Origin of the sequence: Scandinavium goeteborgense, from assembly GCF_003935895.2 — a bacterium.
GTDB classification, from domain to species: domain Bacteria; phylum Pseudomonadota; class Gammaproteobacteria; order Enterobacterales; family Enterobacteriaceae; genus Scandinavium; species Scandinavium goeteborgense.
In genome coordinates, this window is sequence record NZ_CP054058.1 from 3,091,841 (window position 1) to 3,114,737 (window position 22,897).

The 22,897-nt window shown below is 56.9% G+C and carries 19 protein-coding genes and 1 pseudogene; 7 read left to right on the forward strand and 13 right to left on the reverse strand.

Features of this window, described 5'->3' with window-relative positions; translation table 11 throughout:
- Nucleotides 1-19: 19 nt before the first annotated feature.
- Genes eptA through pmrB form a run of 3 tightly spaced genes read left to right on the forward strand, consistent with a single transcriptional unit; the run spans nt 20 to nt 3,409 of the window.
- Nucleotides 20-1,660, forward strand: coding sequence for a phosphoethanolamine transferase EptA (eptA, locus tag A8O29_RS15730; RefSeq protein ID WP_125354562.1), 1,641 nt, complete (start codon nt 20-22; stop codon nt 1,658-1,660).
- Nucleotides 1,661-2,332 (forward strand): two-component system response regulator PmrA, encoded by a 672-nt coding sequence (gene pmrA, locus A8O29_RS15735; RefSeq protein ID WP_125354516.1) that lies wholly within the window; start codon nt 1,661-1,663, stop codon nt 2,330-2,332. It abuts the gene before it with no gap.
- Nucleotides 2,333-3,409 carry a two-component system sensor histidine kinase PmrB gene (gene pmrB, locus A8O29_RS15740; protein WP_125354515.1) on the forward strand — a complete coding sequence of 359 codons (1,077 nt, stop codon included), beginning with the start codon at nt 2,333-2,335 and terminating at the stop codon, nt 3,407-3,409.
- Nucleotides 3,410-3,605: 196 nt separating this feature from the next.
- On the opposite strand, the gene uvrB is transcribed toward pmrB, so the two are convergent.
- Nucleotides 3,606-5,621: an excinuclease ABC subunit UvrB gene (uvrB, locus tag A8O29_RS15745; protein WP_125354514.1), complete on the reverse strand. Its 2,016-nt coding sequence runs from the start codon at nt 5,619-5,621 to the stop codon at nt 3,606-3,608.
- Nucleotides 5,622-6,386: 765 nt separating this feature from the next.
- Here uvrB and A8O29_RS15750 point away from each other — a divergent pair.
- Nucleotides 6,387-7,109 carry an ABC transporter ATP-binding protein gene (locus tag A8O29_RS15750; protein WP_125354513.1) on the forward strand — a complete coding sequence of 241 codons (723 nt, stop codon included), beginning with the start codon at nt 6,387-6,389 and terminating at the stop codon, nt 7,107-7,109.
- Here A8O29_RS15750 and bioD read toward each other — a convergent pair.
- The 4 genes from bioD to bioB are packed head-to-tail and all read right to left on the reverse strand — an operon-like array spanning nt 7,084 to nt 10,699.
- A complete protein-coding gene (gene bioD / locus A8O29_RS15755; RefSeq protein WP_125354512.1) occupies nt 7,084-7,773 on the reverse strand; it encodes a dethiobiotin synthase in 690 nt (229 codons plus the stop codon). The two genes, A8O29_RS15750 and bioD, sit on opposite strands and share 26 nt — an antisense overlap.
- Nucleotides 7,766-8,521: a malonyl-ACP O-methyltransferase BioC gene (gene bioC, locus A8O29_RS15760; RefSeq protein ID WP_125354511.1), complete on the reverse strand. Its 756-nt coding sequence runs from the start codon at nt 8,519-8,521 to the stop codon at nt 7,766-7,768. Before bioC ends, bioD begins: the two co-directional genes overlap by 8 nt.
- Nucleotides 8,505-9,662 (reverse strand): 8-amino-7-oxononanoate synthase, encoded by a 1,158-nt coding sequence (gene bioF / locus A8O29_RS15765; protein ID WP_125354510.1) that lies wholly within the window; start codon nt 9,660-9,662, stop codon nt 8,505-8,507. Before bioF ends, bioC begins: the two co-directional genes overlap by 17 nt.
- Nucleotides 9,659-10,699 carry a biotin synthase BioB gene (bioB, locus tag A8O29_RS15770; protein ID WP_125354509.1) on the reverse strand — a complete coding sequence of 347 codons (1,041 nt, stop codon included), beginning with the start codon at nt 10,697-10,699 and terminating at the stop codon, nt 9,659-9,661. Before bioB ends, bioF begins: the two co-directional genes overlap by 4 nt.
- 87 nt (nt 10,700-10,786) lie before the next feature.
- Here bioB and bioA point away from each other — a divergent pair, with 87 nt between their 5' ends.
- Together bioA and A8O29_RS15780 are read left to right on the forward strand one after the other, a co-directional pair.
- Entirely contained in the window at nt 10,787-12,076 is a 1,290-nt protein-coding gene (gene bioA / locus A8O29_RS15775; RefSeq protein WP_174081364.1) for an adenosylmethionine--8-amino-7-oxononanoate transaminase, read from the forward strand.
- 42 nt (nt 12,077-12,118) lie between these two features.
- The gene (locus tag A8O29_RS15780) at nt 12,119-12,595 is read left to right on the forward strand and encodes a kinase inhibitor (RefSeq protein ID WP_125354508.1); all 477 of its coding nucleotides are present in this window, start codon (nt 12,119-12,121) and stop codon (nt 12,593-12,595) included.
- Between the two features lie 81 nt (nt 12,596-12,676).
- On the opposite strand, the gene hutH is transcribed toward A8O29_RS15780, so the two are convergent.
- The 5 genes and pseudogenes from hutH to hutI form a co-directional block, all read right to left on the reverse strand.
- On the reverse strand, nt 12,677-14,197 hold the full coding sequence (gene hutH / locus A8O29_RS15785; protein ID WP_125354507.1) for a histidine ammonia-lyase: 1,521 nt from the start codon (nt 14,195-14,197) through the stop codon (nt 12,677-12,679).
- On the reverse strand, nt 14,194-15,882 hold the full coding sequence (gene hutU / locus A8O29_RS15790) for a urocanate hydratase (RefSeq protein ID WP_174081365.1): 1,689 nt from the start codon (nt 15,880-15,882) through the stop codon (nt 14,194-14,196). Before hutU ends, hutH begins: the two co-directional genes overlap by 4 nt.
- Before the next feature lie 137 nt (nt 15,883-16,019).
- On the reverse strand, nt 16,020-16,742 hold the full coding sequence (locus tag A8O29_RS15795; RefSeq protein ID WP_125354506.1) for a histidine utilization repressor: 723 nt from the start codon (nt 16,740-16,742) through the stop codon (nt 16,020-16,022).
- A gap of 28 nt (nt 16,743-16,770) precedes the next feature.
- On the reverse strand, nt 16,771-17,730 hold the full coding sequence (hutG, locus tag A8O29_RS15800) for a formimidoylglutamase (RefSeq protein ID WP_125354505.1): 960 nt from the start codon (nt 17,728-17,730) through the stop codon (nt 16,771-16,773).
- Nucleotides 17,727-19,014, reverse strand: a pseudogene (gene hutI, locus A8O29_RS15805) (imidazolonepropionase). The gene hutG and the pseudogene hutI overlap by 4 nt, the downstream one beginning before the upstream one ends.
- Nucleotides 19,015-19,170: 156 nt before the next feature.
- Here hutI and A8O29_RS15810 point away from each other — a divergent pair.
- Nucleotides 19,171-20,454: a putative acyl-CoA thioester hydrolase gene (locus A8O29_RS15810; RefSeq protein WP_125354503.1), complete on the forward strand. Its 1,284-nt coding sequence runs from the start codon at nt 19,171-19,173 to the stop codon at nt 20,452-20,454.
- Nucleotides 20,455-20,532: 78 nt separating this feature from the next.
- Here A8O29_RS15810 and A8O29_RS15815 read toward each other — a convergent pair whose 3' ends face one another.
- The 3 genes from A8O29_RS15815 to A8O29_RS15825 are packed head-to-tail and all read right to left on the reverse strand — an operon-like array spanning nt 20,533 to nt 22,895.
- A complete protein-coding gene (locus A8O29_RS15815) occupies nt 20,533-21,918 on the reverse strand; it encodes a hypothetical protein (protein WP_174081366.1) in 1,386 nt (461 codons plus the stop codon).
- On the reverse strand, nt 21,918-22,175 hold the full coding sequence (locus tag A8O29_RS15820) for a PAAR domain-containing protein (RefSeq protein ID WP_133460248.1): 258 nt from the start codon (nt 22,173-22,175) through the stop codon (nt 21,918-21,920). The genes A8O29_RS15815 and A8O29_RS15820 overlap by 1 nt, the downstream gene beginning before the upstream one ends.
- A 12-nt stretch (nt 22,176-22,187) precedes the next feature.
- Entirely contained in the window at nt 22,188-22,895 is a 708-nt protein-coding gene (locus tag A8O29_RS15825; RefSeq protein WP_174081367.1) for a T6SS immunity protein Tli3 family protein, read from the reverse strand.
- Between the last annotated feature and the right edge of the window lie 2 nt (nt 22,896-22,897).

Genomic DNA, 22,897 nt, shown 5'->3' on the forward strand with positions numbered 1-22,897 from the left:
TTTTGCCGGATGCCCAATGATGTCTCGACTTTCCCTTCGTCGCCCCGCGATGGGGCACGTTTTCTACCTGGCCCTGTTTGCCCTGTATATCTCGTTGTTCCTCAATATCAGCTTCTATAAACAGGCTTTTGCCCTGCTGCCCGTCGATTCGCTGCATAACGGTCTGGTGTACGCTAGCCTGCCTGTGGTGGCGTTTTGCGTCATCAACATTATTGTCACTCTGGCGTCCTTTTTGTGGCTCGACCGACTGTTAATCAGTCTGTTTATTCTGGTCAGCGCCGCCGCGCAGTATTTCATCATGACCTTTGGCGTGGTGATTGACCGCTCGATGATTGCCAACATCATTGATACGACTCCGGCAGAAAGCTTTGCCCTGACGTCGACCAAAATGGTGCTGACCCTCGTATTATCCGGCCTGCTGGCGGTGATCATCGCCTGGTGGATCCGCGTGAAGAAGCCGCTGAGCGCCTGGCGTGGCATGGCGCTGCGCGTGACCAGCATTGTGATTTCTGGCCTGTTGATTGTGCTTGTCGCCCTGCTATTCTACAAAGATTACGCCTCGCTGTTCCGCAACAATAAAGAGTTGGTGAAATCCCTGAACCCGTCGAACAGCATCGTGGCGGTCAACTCCTGGTACGCGCACAATCGCCTCGCGCATCTGCCGCTGGTTCGCATTGGCGAAGATGCCACGCAGAAACCCGTAATGAAAAATGCCCCGCGCCATAACCTGACCATTCTGGTGCTGGGCGAAACATCGCGGGCGGATAACTTCTCGCTGGGCGGCTACGGCCATGAAACCAACCCACGCATGAAACAGGACAACGTGGTCTATTTCCCGAACACTACGTCCTGCGGCACCGCGACGGCAGTTTCCGTGCCGTGCATGTTCTCGAACATGCCGCGTGCACATTACAACGAAGAGTTGGCGCAACATCAGGAAGGTCTGTTGGATATCGTGCAGCGGGCCGGCATAAACGTGCTGTGGAATGAAAACGACGGCGGATGTAAAGGCGCGTGCGACCGCGTTCCGCATCAGGACATGAACCGTCTGAATTTACCCGGCCAGTGCATCGACGGCGAATGCTATGACGACGTGCTGTTTCACGGGCTGGAAGAATATATTAATCATCTGAAAGGTGACGGCGTCATTGTATTACACACCATCGGCAGCCACGGTCCGACCTATTACAATCGCTACCCGAAAAACCTGCGCACCTTTTCTCCGACCTGCGACAGCAATGAAATTCAAAACTGTTCGAAGGAACAGCTGGTGAATACCTACGACAACACCATTGTTAACGTCGATTATATTGTTGATAAAGCCATCAAGTTATTACAGTCGAAACAAGACACCTTAACCACCAGCCTGGTTTATCTGTCGGATCACGGCGAATCACTGGGTGAAAACGGGGTTTATCTGCACGGCCTGCCGTGGTCTATCGCCCCGGATACGCAGAAACATGTGCCGCTGGTTATCTGGCTGTCCGATGATTATCAGCAGCGCTATAAAGTGAATTATCAGTGCCTGAAAGACCATGCAAAAGCGAACCATTATTCGCAGGATAATCTTTTCTCTACCATGTTAGGCTTGGCAGGTGTGAGTACCAAGGAATATAAGGCGAGCGACGATATTCTGGCGCCGTGCAGAGGAGCGAATTAAATGAAAGTGCTGGTGGTTGAAGACGATTCATTATTGCTGCAAGGGTTAATCCTCGCGATGCAAAGCGAAGGCTACGTCTGCGATGGCGTGACGACGGCGCACGAAGCTGCGCTGTGTCTCGCTAACGGGCATTACAGCCTGATTGTGCTCGATTTGGGCCTGCCTGACGAAGACGGCCTACAGTTCCTGGCGCGCATTCGTCGGGAAAAAATCAGCCTGCCGGTGCTTATCCTCACTGCGCGCGACACCGTTGACGATCGCATCGCCGGCCTCGATACCGGGGCCGATGATTATCTGGTGAAGCCTTTTGCGCTGGAGGAACTCAACGCCCGCGTGCGCGCCCTGCTGCGTCGCCATAATAATCAGGGCGATAACGAAATCAGCGTTGGCGACCTGCGTCTCAACGTCACGCGTCGTCTGGTTGCACTCGGTGAAACCCAACTTGAACTGACGCCGAAAGAGTATGCCCTGCTTTCTCGCCTGATGGCCAAAGCGGGCAGCCCGGTCCACCGCGAAATTCTCTATAACGACATCTACAGCTGGGACAACGAGCCGTCCACTAACACCCTTGAAGTGCACATTCACAACCTGCGCGACAAAATCGGTAAGACACGCATTCGCACGGTTCGCGGGTTCGGCTACATGCTAGTGAAAACCAGCGAGGACGCGTAAATGAACTTACCGTTTATTCGCAACGTGCAGTGGACCATGCGCCACCAGCTGCTGCTGACCATCGCCAGTATTCTGGTGGTGTGTCAGGTTATCAGCGTGTTCTGGCTGTGGCATGAAAGCCAGGAGCAAATTCAGCTGCTGGTGCAAAGCGCTATTAACGGGCACAACAATCGCAAACATATCGAACACGAGGTGCGGGAAGCCGTCGCCAGCCTGCTGGTGCCGAGCATGTTGATCGTCGGACTGGCGCTGTGGATTTGCCTGCAGGCGGTCAAACGCATCACCCGCCCGCTCTGGGATTTGCAGCAGGAGCTCAACAGCCGCACGCCGGATAACCTGCAGCCGATTGAGCTGCCAAAATCCGTCAGCGAAGTGGATGCGGTCACGTCCGCCATCAATCAGCTGGTCGAACGTCTGAATCAAACCCTGGAACGTGAACGTCTGTTTACCGCGGACGTGGCGCACGAACTGCGCACCCCGCTCTCGGGGCTGCGTCTGCACCTGGAATTGATGGCGAAATCGCACAGCGTGATGGTTGACCCCCTGCTTCAGCGTCTGGATCAGATGACGCAGAGTATTTCGCAGCTGTTGCAGTTGGCGCGCGTCGGCCAGTCGTTTTCTGCGGGCAGCTATCAACGCGTGCCGCTGTTAGAAGAAGTGATTTTGCCGATTCAGGGCGAGCTGGAAATGATGCTTAGCCAGCGCGGACAAAGGTTGAACCTGCCATCGGTAGACAACGATATGACGGTTTCAGGGGATGCCACGCTGCTGCGGGTGCTGTTACGCAATCTGGTGGAAAATGCGCATCGCTATAGCCCGGAAAACTCCACCATCACCGTGTCCATTGCGGAAGGCATGATGGCCGTCGAGGACGAAGGGCCGGGAATTGATGAAGCGAAAAGCGGCGAACTCAGTAAGGCGTTCGTGCGAATGGACAGCCGTTACGGCGGAATTGGGCTGGGATTAAGTATTGTCACCCGCATCGCACAGCTGCACGACGCGCAGTTCTTCCTGCATAACAGAAATCCAGGACCCGGTGTGAAAGCGTGGGTTAAATTCCCACGACGTACGCGGTAATCAGTACGTCAGAACCCATTGGTGGAAGAAGCCAATAATGACCAGGAAGGAAACGAGTACGGTCAGAGTGGTTAAGAAATTTTCTTTTTGCATGGCGCTATCCTCAGTAAAGAGAGGACAGTGTCGCCGATAAAGATTAACGCAACATTAAGGCCCAGACACGCGAGCGTGATCTGGGCCTTGTTTTAGAGATATTTTACGATGCAGCGATAAACAGATCGCGCAGTTGATGCAGTCTGTCGCGCACTTCTGCCGCTTCTTCGAACTCGAGGTTCTGCGCGTGTTTCATCATTTGCGCCTCCAGCTCGTTGATTTTCTGCTGCAGCGCTTTCGGTGACAGTGCTGCGGCCTGCGTGACTTCTGCCGATTTCGTCTTACCGCGACCTTTACCGCGCGTTTTCGCCAGGCTCTCACCCAATGACAGAATATCAACCACTTTCTTGTTCAGGCCCTGCGGCACAATGCCGTTTTCTTCGTTATGGGCTTGCTGTTTCTCACGACGGCGCTCGGTTTCACCCATCGCTTTCGCCATCGAGTTGGTAATTCTGTCGGCGTAAAGAATCGCCTTGCCGTTGATGTTACGCGCCGCACGGCCGATGGTCTGAATGAGCGAACGTTCAGAACGCAGGAAGCCTTCTTTATCAGCATCCAGAATCGCCACCAGCGACACTTCTGGCATATCGAGACCTTCCCTTAACAGGTTGATCCCCACCAGCACGTCGAACTCTCCGAGGCGCAAATCGCGGATAATTTCCATACGCTCAACGGTGTCGATATCTGAGTGCAGGTAGCGGACACGCTCCCCGTGCTCTTCCAGATATTCCGTTAAGTCTTCCGCCATGCGTTTGGTCAGCGTGGTGACCAGCACGCGCTCGTTGATCGCCACGCGCAGACGAATTTCAGACAGCAGGTCATCGACCTGTGTGCCAACCGGGCGCACTTCGATGACAGGATCAAGCAGGCCCGTAGGACGCACCACCTGATCAACGATTTCGTCGCCTGATTTCTCAAGCTCGTAGTTGCCCGGAGTGGCCGACACATAAATCGTCTGCGGGACCAGGTTTTCAAACTCTTCAAATTTCATCGGGCGGTTGTCCAGCGCCGACGGCAAGCGGAAACCGTACTCTACCAGCGTCTCTTTACGCGCCCGGTCGCCGCGATACATCCCGCCAATCTGCGGCACGGTCACGTGGGATTCGTCGATAACCAGCAGGCCGTCGGCTGGCAGGTAGTCAAACAGCGTCGGCGGCGGCTCGCCCGGACCGCGTCCGGACAGGTAGCGCGAGTAGTTTTCAATGCCAGAGCAGTAACCCAGCTCGTTCATCATTTCCAAATCAAACTGGGTACGCTGGGAAAGGCGTTGCTCTTCCAGCAGCTTGTTGTTTTCCAGCAGCACTTTGCGACGGTCGACCAACTCAACTTTGATCTCTTCCATCGCCTGCACAATACGCTCGCGCGGCGTCACGTAGTGCGTTTTCGGGTACACGGTAAAGCGCTGGATGGTTGATTCAAGATGACCGGTCAGCGGGTCAAACAGCGACAGCCGTTCAACCTCTTCGTCGAACAGCTCAACGCGCAGCGCAATGTCGTCAGATTCCGCCGGGAAGATATCGATAACTTCGCCGCGCACGCGGAACGTGCCACGCTGGAAAGCCTGATCGTTGCGGGCGTACTGCAATTCAGCGAGACGACGCAGAATCGAACGCTGGTCGATAATCATTCCCACCGTAAGGTGCAGCATCATCTTCAGGTACAGGTCCGGGTCACCCAGGCCGTAGATAGCGGACACTGACGCCACCACAATCACGTCGCGGCGTTCAAGCAGTGCCTTGGTCGCAGAAAGACGCATCTGTTCGATGTGCTCGTTCACAGAGGCGTCTTTTTCGATAAAGGTGTCAGAGCTGGGAACGTAGGCTTCCGGCTGGTAGTAATCGTAATAGGAGACGAAAAACTCCACCGCGTTTTCCGGGAAGAACTCTTTCATCTCACCGTACAGCTGAGCCGCCAGCGTTTTGTTCGGTGCCAGCACCATCGTCGGGCGCTGAAGGTCAGCAATGACGTTGGCGATGGTAAACGTTTTCCCTGAACCGGTTACGCCGAGTAGCGTTTGGTGCGCGAGACCATCTTCAAGCCCTTCTTCCAGACGACGAATTGCCTCAGGCTGATCGCCAGAAGGTTTGAAAGAGGAATGCAGTTTTAACGGTTTACTCATTAACGACAACCTGATGAAGGGGAAACGGGCAGACGATTAATTCTACTCGTCGCACCAAAATTTGCCAATAATAAATACTGGATATAAAAACAGTAACGCATTATCGTATCTGTGTTACCGGTTCCACTCCCGTGCAACTGCGGAGGAAATTTCCCCTGCGACAAGACAAAACACCAGAGCCAGTGGGTTATCCCCAGAACATTCCCGCATTTAACATTTGTCAATATGGGTGATGAATCTTTTATGGCAGCCAGTGACACTTTTCTTACAGCGATTGCTTTTATTGAAGTGGTTGATTAAAAAAGAAAATATCAAAAAGCCGCGTTTCGCATCAATTTGCACGCAGGCCGCGCCTTCTCTCGCCTACCGTGAGTTTTCTAACTCTAATGCACATGGTTATCCACAGGAATGGTGGATAACTCCCTGCAGCCCAACTCCCCAGCCACTCGCGCAAAACGCACCGGCCCCCCAAAAGCCCCCCGTAAAAATTTTTTATCGCTCTTTTTTGTCTTTAATCATCTAAATGTGCCCTTGTTTTTTGATGAGAGATTGCTCACAAAATCAGCATCAGTGCTGCACCACCAGCCGACATGTTAAAGCCTCTGGAGCACTGACAAAGTGCAGCGGCTGCGTTCTGACGCCGTCTCAACGGGCTGATTTAGGGGTTAAATCCGAAATACGCGTCAATCCGCAGCGTCATCTCTCTTCTGGCAAGGGATTTGCAGAATCTTATCGCCGCTGACGGCCACACCGAAGGAGAAGCCGATGTTGAGTTTACGCGCAGTGAATCACTATTACGGAAGTCAGCATATTCTGTGGAATCTCAGCCTCGACCTCGCGCCCGGGGAGTGCACCTGCGTGCTGGGGCTGCCCGGCATGGGAAAAACCACGCTGGTGAACTGCATTGCGGGTTTTCAGGCCATCGAGAGCGGCACCATGATCTGGCAGGACGTCAGCGGGCCGCCGCGCGATTTACTGATGCTCTCGCCGCCGCTGAGGGCCGCCATGGGCATCGGCTACGTGCCGCAGGATAAGCGTATTTTCTCGCAGATGACGGTTGAGGAAAACTTACAGATTGCGATGAAGGCAGGCCACGAGGGTTCCGGCGCTATTGGTAGCGATATCTTCGACCTGATGCCAGATTTGTATCCGCTGCGCCACGTTAAAGGCGCGCTCATGTCGGACGACGATCAGTATCAGTTGGCGCTGGCTAGTGCGCTGGTCACCAAACCGAAATTACTGATCCTGGATGAACCGACGCGCGGCATGGGCGCGGGATTTATGCACAAGCTGGGGGAGTGCCTGCTGCGCCTGAACCGCGATCTGGGCCTGACGGTGCTGCTCGCCGAACAGCACCTGCCGTTTATTCGCCGGGTGGCAGACAAATTTTGCCTGCTGCATCGGGGGCGTAACGTCGCGCAGGGCGCGGTCAATCAGCTCGACACCCGGCTGCTGGAGCAGTTTATGACCCCGGACGAAGTGCCGTAAGATCGAGATATTGTCCCGGCTCGGCGGCGTCTGGCCCGTGCTCCAGATAAGGAATCTCGCCGAGCAGCGGCGCGGGCAGCAGACGCGTTAAGGTCGCCAGATATTCCGCATGGCGTTTGCCGGGCGGGATAACGTCATTGGCAATCCAGCCCACCAGCGACAATCCCGCCTGCGCAATCGCCTGCGCAGTCAGCAGCGCATGGTTAATGCACCCGAGCTTAACGCCGACCACCAGAATCACCGGTAACCGCTCGGCCTGCACCCAATCGGCAAACGTCCAGTCCGCCGCAAGCGGCGTATACCAGCCGCCCGCACCTTCCACCAGCACCCAATCCGCCTTGTGCGACAGCGCTTGTAATCCGGCAGACAGCACATGGGCGTCAATCGGTCGCCCTTCGTCCTCGCTGACGATATGCGGGGATGTCGGCTCGGCGAAAGTGTACGGATTCACCTCGTCATAATTCAGCGCCACGCCGCTGTTACGCTGCAACGCCAGCGCATCGGTATTGCGCAGCCCGTCGGCGGTCATTTCACTGCCGGAAGCCACCGGTTTGAATCCCGCGGTGCGAAATCCCGCCCGGTTTGCGGCCTGTAAAAGCGCACAGCTGGCGACGGTTTTTCCGACTTCGGTATCCGTCCCGGTGACAAAAAAGCGTTCAGTCACGTTCAATCACTCCTGTAAAAATATGGTACGTCAGGGCGCAGCGCCCATTGTGTTTAGGCCACGCCAGCTGAAGCTGCTGCAAATGGCTGCGGGTCAGGGTTTGCGCCGCTCTGCCTTCGTGCAGATGGGTCGCGCCAATGCCTTTCAGCGAACGCATGGCGCTCAGGGCGTCGTCAAACGTGACGCTCAGGGTGTGGATCTGATGCTGGCAGTGATAGCCGTCGAGCGCCGAGAGAATGTCAGCCTGGGTTAAGAAGCGATTGGCGTGCGGCTGACGATCGATAGCCTGCCACGCCAGATTCAGCTCCGGCAGCGAATCGGCCACCAGCGTGCTGAACGCCACCAGCCCACCCGGGCGCACCACGCGATGCAGCTCCCGCAGCGCCGTCGCCAGCGATTCACACCACTGCACCGCCAGATTGCTCCACGCCAGACAAAACTGTCGATCGGCAAGCGGCAGGGCTTCGATGTCAGCCTGCACGTAGTGTTGGGCCGAATGCTGCCGCTCGGCTTCGGCCAGCATCTGCGGCGACAAATCCAGCGCCGTGACGTGGCTCCCGGCTTCGGTCCAGACGCGGCTCATGCTGCCCGGCCCGCACCCCGCATCCAGCACCTGTTCGAATAACCGTTGCGGAAGCTGGGCCAGCAACGCTGCAGCGCTCTGACGTTGCAGCTCATCATGCTGTTGATACTGACCGGCGGCGCGGCCAAACGCCGCCGCGATTGCCGGTTTATTCACGGGCGGCATGCAGCACCTCCAGGAGCCGGTCGATATCCTGAGTTTCATGCGCCGCCGTCAGGGTCACGCGCAGACGAGCAGTGCCCGCGGGCACCGTCGGCGGGCGGATCGCCGTCAGCCAGCAGCCCTGGTCACGCACCCTTTCGGCTATTTGCAATGCACGCGCGTTTTCACCGACGATCAGCGGTTGAATCGCACTGTTCGAGGCGGTTAGCTGCATATCCAGCTGCTCCGCGCCCTGACGAAAACGTGCGATGTGGCGGCGCAACGTCTGGCGACGGGTTTCGCCGTCGTCAGAACGGACAACCGCCAGCGCCTGACTGAGCGCCACCGCCTGGGCTGGTGGCATGCTGGTGCTGTAAATCAGATGACGGGCAAACTGCAGCAGATAATCCGCACCGTCTTCGCTGCACAGTACCGCCGCACCGCTCAGGCCGAAGGCTTTACCAAAGGTCACCACCAGCAAATCGGGTTTCACCTGCTGGGCGGCACAACTCCCACGCCCTTCATCGCCGCACACGCCTATTCCATGGGCGTCATCCACCAGCAGCCAACCGTTGGCAACGTGGGTTGCAACGGCAATCTCGGCTAACGGGGCGCTGTCGCCGTCCATGCTGAAAATGCCTTCTGTCACCGCCAGTTGCAGGCCGTCAATCGGCTTTCCGAGCAACATCGCCAACTGCGCGCTGTCGTTATGCGCAAAGCGTCGCAGCTGTGCCGGACTGTGGCTGGCGGCCTCCAGCAACGACGCGTGGCTCAGACGATCGGCAACAATCCGGTCCTCTTTGCGCATTAACGCCGCAATCAGCGCCTGATTGGCGGCAAATCCGGAGATAAACAGCAGCGCGCGCGGGTAGCCCAGCCATTCCGCCAGTTCCTGCTCAACGTGCTGATGCGCCACGCTGTAGCCGGTCACATGCCCCGACCCACCGCTGCCAGTGCCGTAGCGCTCCGCGCCCTGCTGCCAGGCGGTGATAATCTGCGGGTGCTGGCTCAGGCCGAGGTAATCGTTGCTGGAGAAATTGAGCCAGCGCTGCTCGCCCTGCTCCAGCCAGCGCCCCGCCCCGTGGGTAACGGGATAACGACGGCGTAAAGCATCGGCGTCACGCCGCTCGCTTAGCGCACTGTCGATACGTTGCTGCCAGCTCATACCGTCGCCGCGTTGTAATACGTTTCAGTGTCTGGCGTCATCAGCGCCTGCTCAAGTTTTTGCTGCTGTTCTATATCGCCCGACAGCACCGCCGTCTGCTCCGGGTTCATCCCCAGCTTACGGAACAGCAGCAGGTCTTTGTCTTCTTCCGGGTTCGGCGTGGTCAGCAGTTTGCAGCCGTAGAAAATCGAGTTGGCCCCGGCCATAAAACACATCGCCTGCGTTTGCTCGTTCATTTTTTCGCGCCCGGCTGACAGACGCACGTGAGAGGTCGGCATCATGATCCGCGCCACCGCAATAGTGCGAATAAAATCAAACGCATCGACGTCTTCATTGTTCTCCATTGGCGTGCCTTTGACCTTCACCAGCATGTTGATGGGCACGCTCTCCGGCGGCGTCGGCAGATTCGCCAACTGGAGCAACAGCCCGGCGCGGTCGGTCACCGTTTCGCCTAAGCCAACAATCCCGCCGGAGCATACTTTAATGCCCGCCTCGCGCACTTTGCCGAGCGTATCCAGGCGTTCCTGATAGGTGCGTGTGGTAATGATGTTGCCGTAGAACTCCGGTGAGGTATCGAGGTTGTGGTTGTAGTAATCCAGCCCGGCCTCGCCCAGACGCTGCGCCTGGTTATCCGACAGAGTGCCCAAGGTCATGCAGGTTTCCAGCCCCAATTCTTTGACGCCTTTGACCATTTGTTCCAGGTACGGCATATCGCGCTCGTGCGGGTTTTTCCACGCCGCGCCCATGCAGAAACGCGTCGAACCGGCATTCTTCGCCTTGCGCGCTGAGGTCAAAACGTCTTCCACTTCCATCAGGCGCTCGGCTTCGAGCCCAGTTTTGTAACGCGCACTCTGCGGGCAGTATTTGCAGTCTTCCGGACAAGCGCCGGTCTTAATCGACAGCAGCGTGCTGACCTGAACCTGGCGCGGATCAAAGTGCTGACGGTGGATAGTCTGCGCATCAAACAGCAGTTCCAACAGGGGTTTATTAAACAGTTCAGTGACCTGCGACATTGTCCAGCGTACGTGGTGAGCCATTGGCATCTCCAAAAGGGGTTCAGTTGTTTCTCGGTTCGGTGTAGGATCGTAAACCTAAAACTTTTCAAAATGGTTTACAAGTCGATTATGACCCAGGACGATCTCACTTTCGATCAACGCCATATCTGGCACCCCTACACGTCAATGACCGCCCCACTTCCGGTTTACCCGGTGGTAGCGGCGCACGGCTGCGAGCTGGAACTGGCTTCCGGCGAACAGCTGGTGGATGGAATGTCGTCCTGGTGGGCGGCGATCCACGGCTATAACCATCCGCGTCTGAATGCCGCGATGACTGAGCAAATTTCTCAAATGTCGCACGTGATGTTCGGCGGGATCACCCATCCCTCCGCGGTGGCGCTGTGTCGCCGACTGGTGTCGATGACGCCCGACTCGCTCGAGTGCGTGTTCCTCGCGGATTCCGGTTCGGTGGCGGTGGAAGTGGCGATGAAAATGGCGTTGCAGTACTGGCAGGCCAAAGGCGAGCCGCGCCAGCGTTTTCTCACTTTCCGCAACGGCTATCACGGCGATACCTTCGGCGCGATGTCGGTCTGTGACCCGGACAACTCAATGCACAGCCTGTGGAAAGGCTATCTGCCGGAAAACCTGTTCGCCCCCGCGCCGCAAAGCCGTTTCGACGGCGAGTGGGATGAAATGGATATGGTGCCGTTTGCCCGCCTGATGGCCGCACATCGCAGCGAAATCGCCGCCGTTATCGTCGAGCCGATTGTTCAGGGCGCGGGCGGTATGCGGATGTATCACCCGGAGTGGCTGCGTCGGCTACGTAAAATGTGCGACCGCGAAGGCATTCTGCTGATTGCCGATGAAATCGCCACCGGATTCGGCCGCACCGGTAAACTGTTTGCCTGTGAACACGCGGGCATCGCGCCGGATATTCTGTGTCTCGGCAAAGCATTAACCGGCGGCACGATGACGCTGTCGGCGACGCTCACCACCCGCGCAGTGGCCGACACCATCAGCCACGGTGAAGCGGGCTGCTTTATGCATGGCCCGACGTTTATGGGTAATCCGCTGGCCTGCGCCGTGGCGGCAGAAAGCCTCGCCTTGCTGGAAGAAGGTCACTGGCAGCAGCAGGTTGCCGATATCGAGGCACAACTCACGCGCGAACTGGCTGAGGTACGAACGTCGCCGCAGGTGGCGGATGTGCGGATTTTAGGGGCCATCGGCGTGGTGGAAACTCACGCGCCCGTGAACATGGCGCGGCTGCAAAAATTCTTCGTCGATCACGGGGTGTGGATCCGTCCGTTCGGCAAACTTATCTACCTGATGCCGCCGTACATTATCAGCCCAGACCAGCTGACACGCCTGACGGACGCGGTAAAAGCCGCGCTTAGCGACAATACGCTTTTCACGTCCTGAGCTAAACTTCGTGATTATTCAGCACCCTGAAGAGGCAACAAGATGAAACTGATCAGTCACGATTTTAAGGATGGCGACAAGCTACCCCATCGTCAGGTTTTCAACGGCATGGGTTACGACGGCGACAATCTTTCGCCGCATCTGGCCTGGGATGACGCGCCGTCCGGCACCAAGAGTTTTGTCGTCACCTGCTACGACCCGGACGCCCCAACCGGCTCCGGCTGGTGGCATTGGGTGGTGGTGAATTTACCGGCTGACACCCGCGTACTGCCGCAGGGTGCCGGTTCAGGCATCGCCGATTTACCCGATGGCGCATTGCAAACGCGCACCGATTTCGGCAAAGCGGGCTACGGCGGCGCGGCGCCACCGAAGGGTGAATCGCATCGCTACATTTTTACCGTTCATGCGCTGGACGTCGCAACTCTCGAGGTGGACGAAAATGCCAGCGGCGCGATGGTAGGGTTTAATGTGCATTTCCACAGTCTGGCGAGTGCGTCGGTGATGGCGAAGTTTAGCTAGTTATTTAGGCGTTTGCGCGGGCCTACGTCAGCGCCACTCACAGCTCGTAGGCCCGGCAAGCTTGCGCCGCCGGGCAATCAATTACAGCACCGGTTCCACCAGCTTCTGCAATTGCCCTTCGGCAATCATTTCAATCGCCGCTTCGATATCCGGCGCGAAGAAACGGTCCTGCACGTAGTGCGAGACTTTTTCACGCAGCAAATGACGCGCCTGTTCCAGCACCGGACTGGTGGTCAGCCCTTCGCGCATATCAATGCCCTGCACTGCCGCCAGCCATTCCACGGCAATCACGCCACGGGTGTTAGCCGCCATTTCCCACAGACGACGCCCGGCGGCAGGGGCCATGGAAACGTGGTCTTCCTGGTTGGCGGAGGTCGGCAAGCTATCGACGCTGTGCGGATGCGACAGCGCTTTGTTTTCACTGGCCAGCGCCGCGGCGGTGACCTGCGCAATCATAAAACCGGAGTTAACCCCGCCATTTTTCACCAGGAACGGCGGCAGCTGCGACATGTGGCTGTCCATCAGCAGCGCAATCCGGCGTTCGGCCAGCGAGCCAATTTCAGCAATGGCCAGCGCGAGGTTGTCGGCCGCCATCGCCACCGGCTCTGCGTGGAAGTTACCGCCGGAAATGACTTCATTTTCGTCAGCAAACACCAACGGGTTGTCCGATACTGCGTTCGCTTCGGTGAGTAACACCTCTTTCGCCTGACGCATCTGGGTCAGGCACGCGCCCATCACCTGCGGCTGGCAGCGCAATGAATACGGGTCCTGCACTTTGCTGCATTTGGCGTGGGACTGCGAAACGGCGCTGGAATCGGTCAGCACGTGACGATACATCGCCGCCGCATCAATTTGCCCACGCTGGCCGCGCGCTTCGTGAATGCGGGCATCGAACGGACGACGCGATCCCAGTGCCGCTTCGGTCGTCAGCGCACCGCAAATCACCGCCGAGCTAAACAGTTCTTCGGCTTCAAACAGGCCACGCAGCGCAAAGGCGGTCGATGCCTGGGTGCCGTTCAGCAGTGCCAGCCCTTCTTTCGCGGCCAGTGTCAGCGGCTCCAGCCCAGCCTTTTTCAGCGCCTCTTTGGCAGGCAGCCATTCGCCCTGCCAGCGGGCTTTGCCCTCGCCAAGCAGCGTCAACGACATGTGCGCCAGCGGAGCCAGATCACCGGATGCGCCGACAGAGCCTTTCGCCGGAATACACGGGTAAACGTCGTGATTCACCAGTGCCATCAGCGCGTCAATCACGCTCAGACGGATGCCGGAAAAACCGCGCGCCAGGCTGTTAATTTTCAGGACCATGATCAGACGCACCATCGCGTCGTCCAGTGCTTCACCGACGCCCGCTGCGTGCGAAAGCACCAGCGAACGTTGAAGATTTTCCAGATCGGCGGTGGCGATGCGGGTTGAAGCCAGCAGGCCAAAACCGGTATTTATGCCGTAGGCGGTGCGCCCTTCAGCCATAATCGCATTCACGCAGGCGACGCTGGCGTTAATGCCTGCAATAGCGCTTTCATCGAGCGTCAATGTTTGCGGCTGGCGATAAATATTCAACAGTTGGGCAAGGGTCAACTGACCCGGAATCAGGTTAAGTGTGCTCATTTTTTCTGCCCCTGGGTTGCAGCAATCATCGGTAAATTCAGTCCCTGTTCAGCGGCGCATTCTACCGCGATTTCATAGCCTGCGTCGGCATGTCGCATCACGCCGGTGGCCGGGTCGTTATGCAGAACGCGGGCGATACGCGCCGCGGCCTCATCGGTGCCGTCGCAGACAATAACCATTCCGGCGTGCTGTGAAAAGCCCATCCCGACGCCACCGCCGTGGTGCAACGACACCCAGGTAGCACCGCTGGCGGTGTTGAGTAAGGCGTTCAGCAACGGCCAGTCAGAGACTGCATCGGAACCGTCGCGCATGGCTTCGGTTTCACGGTTGGGGCTGGCGACAGACCCAGAATCCAGGTGGTCGCGCCCAATCACAATCGGGGCCGACACTTCGCCGGAACGTACCATTTCGTTAAACGCCAGGCCGAGTTTTTGCCGCCATTCCAGACCCACCCAGCAGATGCGCGCCGGTAAGCCCTGGAAGCTGATGCGCTCGCGGGCCATATCCAGCCAGCGATGCAGATGTTGGTCGTCGCTGATAATTTCTTTCACTTTGGCATCGGTTTTGTAGATATCCTGCGGGTCGCCGGAGAGCGCGACCCAGCGGAACGGGCCGATACCGCGGCAGAACAGCGGGCGAATATAAGCCGGGACGAAGCCCGGGAAATCAAAGGCGTTGCTGACGCCCATTTCTTTCGCCATCTGGCGGATGTTATTGCCGTAATCGAAGGTCGGGACGCCCATCGCGTTAAACGCCAGCATCGCGCTGACGTGTTCCGCCATCGACTGTTTGGCGGCTTTCACCGTGCCCTGCGGGTCACTTTCGGCCTTCTGCTGATACGCTTCCCACGTCCAGCCCTGCGGCAGATAGCCGTGCAGCGGATCGTGCGCGCTGGTCTGGTCGGTGACCATATCCGGACGCACGCCGCGTTTAACCAGTTCCGGCAATACATCGGCGGCGTTAGCGCGCAGCGCCACGGAAACGGCGCGGCCTTCGGCGGTGTATTTTTTGATACGAACCATCGCATCGTCCAGCGATTCGGCTTGTTCGTCGATGTATTGGGTGCGAAGACGGAAATCGATGCGGCTCTGCTGGCATTCAATCACCAGAGAACAGGCCCCGGCTAAGGTAGCGGCTAACGGCTGCGCACCGCCCATTCCGCCAAGCCCAGCGGTGAGGACCCAACGCCCTTGCAGGTTGCCGTTGTAATGCTGGCGTCCGGCTTCGACGAAGGTTTCGTAGGTGCCCTGCACGATGCCCTGACTGCCGATGTAAATCCAGCTCCCGGCGGTCATCTGGCCGTACATCGCCAGCCCTTTCGCGTCGAGTTCGTTGAAGTGTTCCCACGTCGCCCAGTGTGGGACGAGGTTGGAGTTGGCAATCAGCACTCGCGGCGCGTTGTCGTGGGTTTTAAACACGCCCACCGGTTTGCCGGACTGCACTAACAGAGTCTCATCGTTTTCGAGGTTTTTCAGGGCTTCGACCATCGCGTCGTAGCATTCCCAGTTGCGGGCCGCGCGCCCAATCCCCCCATAGACCACCAGCTCGTGCGGATTCTCCGCCACGTCCGGGTCGAGGTTGTTCATTAACATGCGCAGCGGGGCTTCGGTGAGCCAGCTTTTGGCGGTGAGCGTGTTCCCGCGCGGCGCACGGATTTCCTGGGGACGGTATTTATTCTGGGACATCGGAAAACTCCTGACGGATACGATGAAGACAAGAAATATATACTTGTCTATACAATCGTTCGCAAGCCAGGATTTAACAAGATTGATACATTTTTGCTATCTTGCGTCAGCAATCACGCTTTTGCTGACGCAATGGGTCACGAGGGAAAATGGCCCTGTAGGCGATAACGGCTCCCAGGGAAAATCAGACGGGCGTGAGAAACGATCCCGGTGCGCGACCAGGTGCGGCGGCGAATTAACAGGCACGGATCGTGTTCGTGGATGGTGAGCAAGCGGCACTCTTCGGCACTGGCTTTTACCGCTTCAACGATGTGCTCCCCTTCGGTGAGCGGCGCAATCAGCGACAGGTAGTCATGTGCAGTCGTGTTGGTGTAATCCTGTTGCAGGTATTCCGGCACCACCTCAGCATTCACGCAGCGATCTTCAATCTGGACCGGCACGTCGTTTTCGAAATGCACCATCAGCGAGTGGAAAATGCGCGTGCCTTCGGCCACGTTCAGCGCCTGCGCCTGCTGTGTATCGGCGTTGACGGCTTCCAGCAGCAGCACTTCACAGCGGTGCTGATGCTGACGGGCGGCGATTTCATCGGCAATGCTGTGCACTTCAAACAGCGCCGACTGCCCTTTTGGCTCGGCGACAAACGTCCCGACCCCCTGTAAGCGAACCAGCAAGCCTTCGTCAGTCAGCTCACGCAGCGCGCGGTTGATGGTCATCCGGCTGAAGCCAAACTGCGCCACCAGCTCCGCTTCCGAAGGAATGCGGTCATGCGGACGCCAGATACCCGCGGCGATATTGTCGCTGATAACGCGTTTGATCTTCTCATAGAACGGCGCGGGGGCGCCGGTTCGCGGTGAATACATGTGCCATCCTTTATTAATGCGGGTGCTGTCACGCATGCCAGCAATGAACAATTTGCCAGGCCAGTCTGGCCGCCGTGCGGGCACCCTGTCCGTCTCGGTCGTACTGCGGATTGAATTCAACCAAATCAACCGCCTGCAGTTTGCCACTCTGACACAGCGGCATGACTATTCGCAACAAGATTGCCAACGGGACGCCCAGCGCTGCCGGAGCCGATACCGCCGGCATTTCCCAGGCCGGGAGCACATCCAGATCGATGGTCAGATAAATGCGGTCATGTTCCGCAATCACCCGCTGAAGATCCTGTTGCAGCGCGCCGACGTGGTCATCGAGCAGGGTTAAATCTTCCAGCACGGTGACGTGACGCTCGCGCGCTTCTTGCCACAGCGCCTGCGTGTTTGCCGCGCGGCTGGCGCCATAGCAGGTGTAATTAAAGCGTCGGTTCTGGCTTTCGCAGTGCAACGCCAGCTGGCGGAACGGCGTGCCAGAGGTGGCCTCAGCGGCATGACGCAAATCCAGGTGCGCATCAAGATTGACGATTGCGACGTTTTCATTCGGGAAGGCGTCGAGCACGCCGGAACCGTGAGGCCAGGCCGTTTCATGTCCGCCGCCGAATACCAGGGTTTTCATCTGCGCGCGCTGACAGGCCAGCACCGCGTCGTGCAGCGCCTGCTGCGCCGGTTCCAGGCATCCCGGTTCGGCGTGCACGTTACCGAGATCAACCAGCACATCATGCCCGGCGTGACTGGCCATGTTGGCTAACGCCTTGCGCAGCGCGTCCGGCCCCTGCTGGGCGCCCGGCCGCCCCTGATTGCGCTTTACGCCTTCGTCACAGGCAAATCCGAGCAGGGCTATTTTCCCACGATGCATTTCGGGGGCAAAGTCGCTTGTGACCGTTACTGTCTGAAAAAGACGTTTTGCCGCGGGCGATTCGGCGCTGTCATCACGCCCCTGCCACAGTTCCGGCGGCGTCGGTTGCCAGAGATTCATGGCGTGACCTCGCCGCGAAACACGCGCTGCCAGAGCGGATTGCGCCCCGGTTCGTACACCATTTCAACCGGATGTTCGGCGTCCCAAATGGCGAAATCGGCCACAAAACCCACCGCCAGCTGTCCGTGCGAATGCTCGCGGCCCAGGGCACGCGCGGCGTGGCGGGTGACGCCGGTCCACGCTTCTTCGGGCGTGAGGCCGAATTTCACGCAGGCCATGTTCATCGCCAGATGCAGGCTGGCGAACGGGCTGGTGCCGGGGTTGTAATCCGTCGCTACCGCCATCGGGACGTGGTAACGACGCAGTGTGTCCACCGGCGGTTTTTGCGTTTCATTGAGGAAGTAAAATGCTCCGGGCAGCAGTACCGCGACCGTGCCGCTGTTGGCCATCGCCGCGACACCTTCTTCCGTCAGATATTCAATATGATCGGCAGAACGTCCTTTATAGCGGCTGACCAGCTGCGCGCCACCCAGCGAAGAAAGCTGTTCAACGTGGCCCTTCACCGGAATATTAAGCACTTGCGCGGCGCTGAACACGCGGTCGGTCTGTTCCGGGGTAAATCCGACGTTTTCACAGAAGGCATCCACGGCTTCAAATAACCCTTCCAGCCACAGCGTCGGCATAATGTCTTCGCAGACCAGGGTGATGTAGTCCTCGCCCCGGCCTTTATATTCTGTCGGGATCGCATGCGCGGCCAATAATGTCGGGCTGATATCGACGGCGTTGGTCGCCGCCAGATGCTGCGCGATGTGCAGCATTTTTCGTTCGTTGGCCATGTCCAGACCATATCCGGACTTTACTTCTACCGTGGTCACCCCTTCCTGCATCAACCGCGTCAGACGCTGCTGCGCCAGGCGAGTCAGCTCCTCCTCACTGGCGGCCCGGGTGGCTTGCACGGTGGCGTTAATGCCCCCGCCATTTGCGCTGATGGTCTGATACGAAACACCATTCAGCCGCTGCTCCCATTCGGTGGCGCGGCTGCCGCCAAACACCAGATGCGTGTGGCAGTCGATCAGGCCCGGCGTGACCAGCCGACCTTCTAGATCGATGCGCTTACCTTTTCGGGACGCCAGCGCTGATTCAGGCAGGATATCCACAATACGCCCGTCCCGAACCACCAGCGCGTGATGTTCCAGTAAACCGTAAGGCTGAGCATGGTTGGGATCGAAGGTGGCAAGCCGGGCGTTATGCCAGATGATGTCGGTATCAGTATGTTCAGACATGAGAGAATCACTTGTCATAAGTTGTATAGACATTTATTGATAGCAACGCGGGCGATGTCAACCTTCCGCGGGAATATGTTGCTTTTTTGTGATATTCCGCGCGGCGCGGTAAGCGCTTACCTGCAACTTTTTTGCGGCATTGCTTCCCGTTTCGCTCAACATAGTATAAAAAGTCAGGTTTTAGGGACACTTTCCACTACATTCAGCCTGGAGCACCATGAATACATTCTCGGTTTCTCGTCTGGCGCTCGCGCTCGCTTTTGGCGTGACGCTTACCGCCTGCAGCTCAACGCCACCCGATCAGCAGCCTTCTACTCAGGAAGCGCCGGGGACGTCTTCTCGCCCAATTCTGACGGCTGGCGAAGCGAAAAACTTCGTGCAGGAACGTTATTTCTCCACCATGGACCCGAAAGCGGCTCCGTGGTCTCCTTCTACCATTGCGACGCCTGCTAAAGCAGATTTCGTGGTTGGCCCAGCCGGGACTGAAGGCGTAACGCACACGACTATTCAGGCCGCCGTGGATGCCGCTATCGCGCGTCACAGCAGCTCTCGCAGCTATATCGCGGTGATGCCGGGCGAATATGAAGGCACCGTGTATGTGCCAGCCGCACCGGGTAGCCTGACCATTTATGGTATCGGCGACAAAGCCGCTGACGTGAAAATCGGCCTGGCTATCGATTCTGAAATCGACCCAACTACCTGGCGTCGTCTGGTTAACCCGGCGGGCAAATACATGCCTGGCAAACCGGCGTGGTACATGTTCGACACCTGTCAGAGCAAGCACACCGCCACCGTGGGCGTGATGTGTTCTGCGGTCTTCTGGTCGCAGAACAACGGTCTGCAATTGCAGAACCTGACCATCTCTAACACCCTGGGCGACAGCGTCGATGCGGGCAATCATCAGGCTGTAGCCCTGCGCAGCGACGGTGATAAAGTGCAGCTGAACAAGGTCAATCTTCTTGGCCGTCAGAACACCTTCTTTGTCACTAACAGTGGCGTGCAGAACAAACTGCAAAACGACCGCATCGCCCGTACGCTGGTGACGAATAGCTACCTCGAAGGGGATGTGGATATCGTTTCCGGTCGTGGCGCAGTCGTGTTCGATAACACTAGTTTCCAGGTCGTGAACTCCCGTACCCAGAAAGAAGCGTACGTGTTCGCTCCGGCCACGCAGTCCAACCTGTTCTACGGTTTCCTCGCCACCAACAGTCGCTTTAACGCGGCCGGTGACGGCGTGGCGCAGCTCGGTCGTTCTCTGGACGTCGACGGCAGCACCAACGGTCAGGTCGTTATTCGCGACAGCGCGATCAACGAAGGCTTCAACAATGCCCAACCCTGGGCCGATGCCGCTATCTCCAAACGTCCGTTCAGCGGCAACACCGGCGCGAAGAACGATAAAGGCGAAGAGCAGCGTAACCTGAACGACACCAACTTCAACCGCATGTGGGAATACAACAACCGCGGCGTGGGAAGTTATGTTGTGGCTGAACCGAAGAAATAATCATCAGGCTTAAGCGATAACACTCGCTCAACATACTGCCTGAACGTTAAATAATTAAAGAGGCCGTAACGGATAACGTTACGGCCTTTTCATTTGTTCATAGGCTTTGTTTTGAGTATGCACGTTTATGAAAATCCCAATACTCAAACATATGACAATAATGGCTATCATCATGAATAAAGCCATTCCGTGTGATAACTCACCCTTGGGGCCAGCATCATTAAATATATTGCTCCCAAATACTGCGGCGAATGCAATCATTAATCCCGCGTATCCCCCATACTGCCAGGGTCGGGTATATTCCACATACAAGGACTCTGTGGATAACGCCGTTAAACGTGATGACAGCGGGGTTATATCTAATCGGTTACTGTCAGAGGCGGCTATTAGCTGGTCGCCCTGCGCATATTTTACCGCCTCTGCCGCCAGCGCTAACGCCAGCCAGCGATAACCCGCCGATTTATCCCCAAACGACGTTTCCAGCTCTAGCCGGTTAGCCACCAGCTTAGCCTCGTCGAGCCCCTGCATGAGTGGGTATTTCTCCACTTTAGACAGACCGGTGTACCACAGTGTTTTCGGCGTGTTGACGGGTTTGACTTGCAGGTAAACAGGCAGCGTTTCTTCGATGTCTGTTATGCCCGATATTGGCCGAAAAAGGTATACCGGCTTCTCCGCCTCCGTTTTCCAATAGTCATTTGTCAGCAGCAGAGCCGTGGCATTTTCCATCGCTTTGGAATCGCTCTCTTCATCGTGCACATCCACGATGATCAGCAACTGGTTAAACACGTAACCGCGCGCATTGTCTATCCAGTCATTAATCAGAGAGTAATCCGGACACTCCGGCAGATATTCAATGTTGTGGGATGTCAGCCCCAACCGTTGGAACGTCCGCCGCAAATCGTCACAACATGATTCATCACCGCCGCGAACCCACAGTGCAGATTCAAACGATTTGTAATGAGAGGTTTTCAGCTTTTCGGTCAGCGGGGCCAGTAGCCGGTTGAACAGTTGTTCATTGGGGGTAAATTCAAACACGTCATCACGGGGAATATTAAGCGGCGTTTTCGGTGCCAGCGGAAACTCCCCCTCCAGTTTGAGCATGTTAAGTGCAGGTTCTTCAAGAGGGGTAAGAAGCGCCCAGCCTGCAAGAGTCAGTGAGTTGCTGGCATAGGTTTTGAGCGCGTTCTCCTGGGACTTTGCTATTTCCCACTGGCTTTCCGTGTAAAGTCTCTCCGCACTGGCGGATATCATCAGAAAAAAAAAGAGACCTAGCGCGCACAGCATTGGAATAAACACCGCCTGACCGATAAAACTGATATCAACATGCTTATCGCCGGGCCACGTCACCGCCCGAATGGCAACACAGATGACAATGACTATCAGTGTGAAAATAACCGCCTGTAGCGCAGAATAATCAGTCCGATCCGGTTCTTCTTGTTTCTCAAACAACCACCATTTTTTCATCACACAGCTCCCGCCATTGGCAGCGTGGTTTTTATTACACACCCACACTCTGCTTTACAGCCATCCACCACCACGCCCCGACCGTGCATTGTCCAGGTTGCGTGACACTGCAAAATAGAAAACGTGCCCTTATGTTCCGGGCATTGAACCTTATCGTCCTTTAGCGCAACGGGTATCCCCATAAACTCCGCGCCTGACGCTGTAATCACCTTTCCGCCGCTCACCAGCGGGTCGTTAAGACGTATAACTCCGTTCATATTTTTATCTCCTTATCGTCCCGCATCCATATCGCAGCGCATGTGGTCCCAACCCGTGTAACCTTTTACTTCAGGCACCTGGTCCGGCAAGTTTTGATAATTTGTCTCATGACTGACAACTTTTCCTACCAGTCCCTCTTTTGTTAAATACACCATTCCCCATTTCCAGCCTGGAGAACTTGGTTCAATTCTCTGCACCGTTCCGTCTTCAAGTGTGTAGGTAATTCCCGGCCCCCCCTCAACAATACGTGGATCACCAAACGGTTTGGATGACATATACAGCCGATGTTTGGTCTGTAAAAATCCCTGGTCGTTGACAACGGTGAAGGAAAGTACGTCATCATAGTACGGTGCATTATCCCCGCTAGGTTCATTTCCACCAGGAGACATGTGTGCACCACCAATTTCCCACGTCTTCCCTGAGTCCTTAGATACTGCAAAACCACTTGTTACTGTCTCCCACCCCGGTATAGCGATGTAACGCTCTGAGGGATGTACATATCTCCGGGTAAAAATACGATACATCTGGGAGTAAATTTCCGAATGTATTCCTCGCTGCATATCCGTATACCAGAGTGCCCCCTCGCAGTCCCAGCCCGTCAATTCCAGATAACGGTGGTCATCAAAGCGGTAAACTACTTGGGTCGGTGGCTCTTTTGCCTGGCATCCGGCCGCCAGTAAAACGGTAGTAGCCGTTAGCAGTGTTTGAAATCCTTTCATTC

Excerpts from the sequence above, each read along its gene's own strand:
- eptA (WP_125354562.1), top strand. The coding sequence starts at position 20 with ATGTCTCGACTTTCCCTTCGTCGCCCCGCGATGGGGCACGTTTTCTAC.
- pmrA (WP_125354516.1), top strand. The coding sequence starts at position 1,661 with ATGAAAGTGCTGGTGGTTGAAGACGATTCATTATTGCTGCAAGGGTTA.
- pmrB (WP_125354515.1), top strand. The coding sequence starts at position 2,333 with ATGAACTTACCGTTTATTCGCAACGTGCAGTGGACCATGCGCCACCAG.
- uvrB (WP_125354514.1), bottom strand. The coding sequence starts at position 5,621 with ATGAGTAAACCGTTAAAACTGCATTCCTCTTTCAAACCTTCTGGCGAT.
- A8O29_RS15750 (WP_125354513.1), top strand. The coding sequence starts at position 6,387 with ATGTTGAGTTTACGCGCAGTGAATCACTATTACGGAAGTCAGCATATT.
- bioC (WP_125354511.1), bottom strand. The coding sequence starts at position 8,521 with ATGCCGCCCGTGAATAAACCGGCAATCGCGGCGGCGTTTGGCCGCGCC.
- bioF (WP_125354510.1), bottom strand. The coding sequence starts at position 9,662 with ATGAGCTGGCAGCAACGTATCGACAGTGCGCTAAGCGAGCGGCGTGAC.
- bioB (WP_125354509.1), bottom strand. The coding sequence starts at position 10,699 with ATGGCTCACCACGTACGCTGGACAATGTCGCAGGTCACTGAACTGTTT.
- bioA (WP_174081364.1), top strand. The coding sequence starts at position 10,787 with ATGACCCAGGACGATCTCACTTTCGATCAACGCCATATCTGGCACCCC.
- A8O29_RS15780 (WP_125354508.1), top strand. The coding sequence starts at position 12,119 with ATGAAACTGATCAGTCACGATTTTAAGGATGGCGACAAGCTACCCCAT.
- hutH (WP_125354507.1), bottom strand. The coding sequence starts at position 14,197 with ATGAGCACACTTAACCTGATTCCGGGTCAGTTGACCCTTGCCCAACTG.
- hutU (WP_174081365.1), bottom strand. The coding sequence starts at position 15,882 with ATGTCCCAGAATAAATACCGTCCCCAGGAAATCCGTGCGCCGCGCGGG.
- A8O29_RS15795 (WP_125354506.1), bottom strand. The coding sequence starts at position 16,742 with ATGTATTCACCGCGAACCGGCGCCCCCGCGCCGTTCTATGAGAAGATC.
- hutG (WP_125354505.1), bottom strand. The coding sequence starts at position 17,730 with ATGAATCTCTGGCAACCGACGCCGCCGGAACTGTGGCAGGGGCGTGAT.
- A8O29_RS15810 (WP_125354503.1), top strand. The coding sequence starts at position 19,171 with ATGAATACATTCTCGGTTTCTCGTCTGGCGCTCGCGCTCGCTTTTGGC.
- A8O29_RS15815 (WP_174081366.1), bottom strand. The coding sequence starts at position 21,918 with ATGAAAAAATGGTGGTTGTTTGAGAAACAAGAAGAACCGGATCGGACT.
- A8O29_RS15820 (WP_133460248.1), bottom strand. The coding sequence starts at position 22,175 with ATGAACGGAGTTATACGTCTTAACGACCCGCTGGTGAGCGGCGGAAAG.
- A8O29_RS15825 (WP_174081367.1), bottom strand. The coding sequence starts at position 22,895 with ATGAAAGGATTTCAAACACTGCTAACGGCTACTACCGTTTTACTGGCG.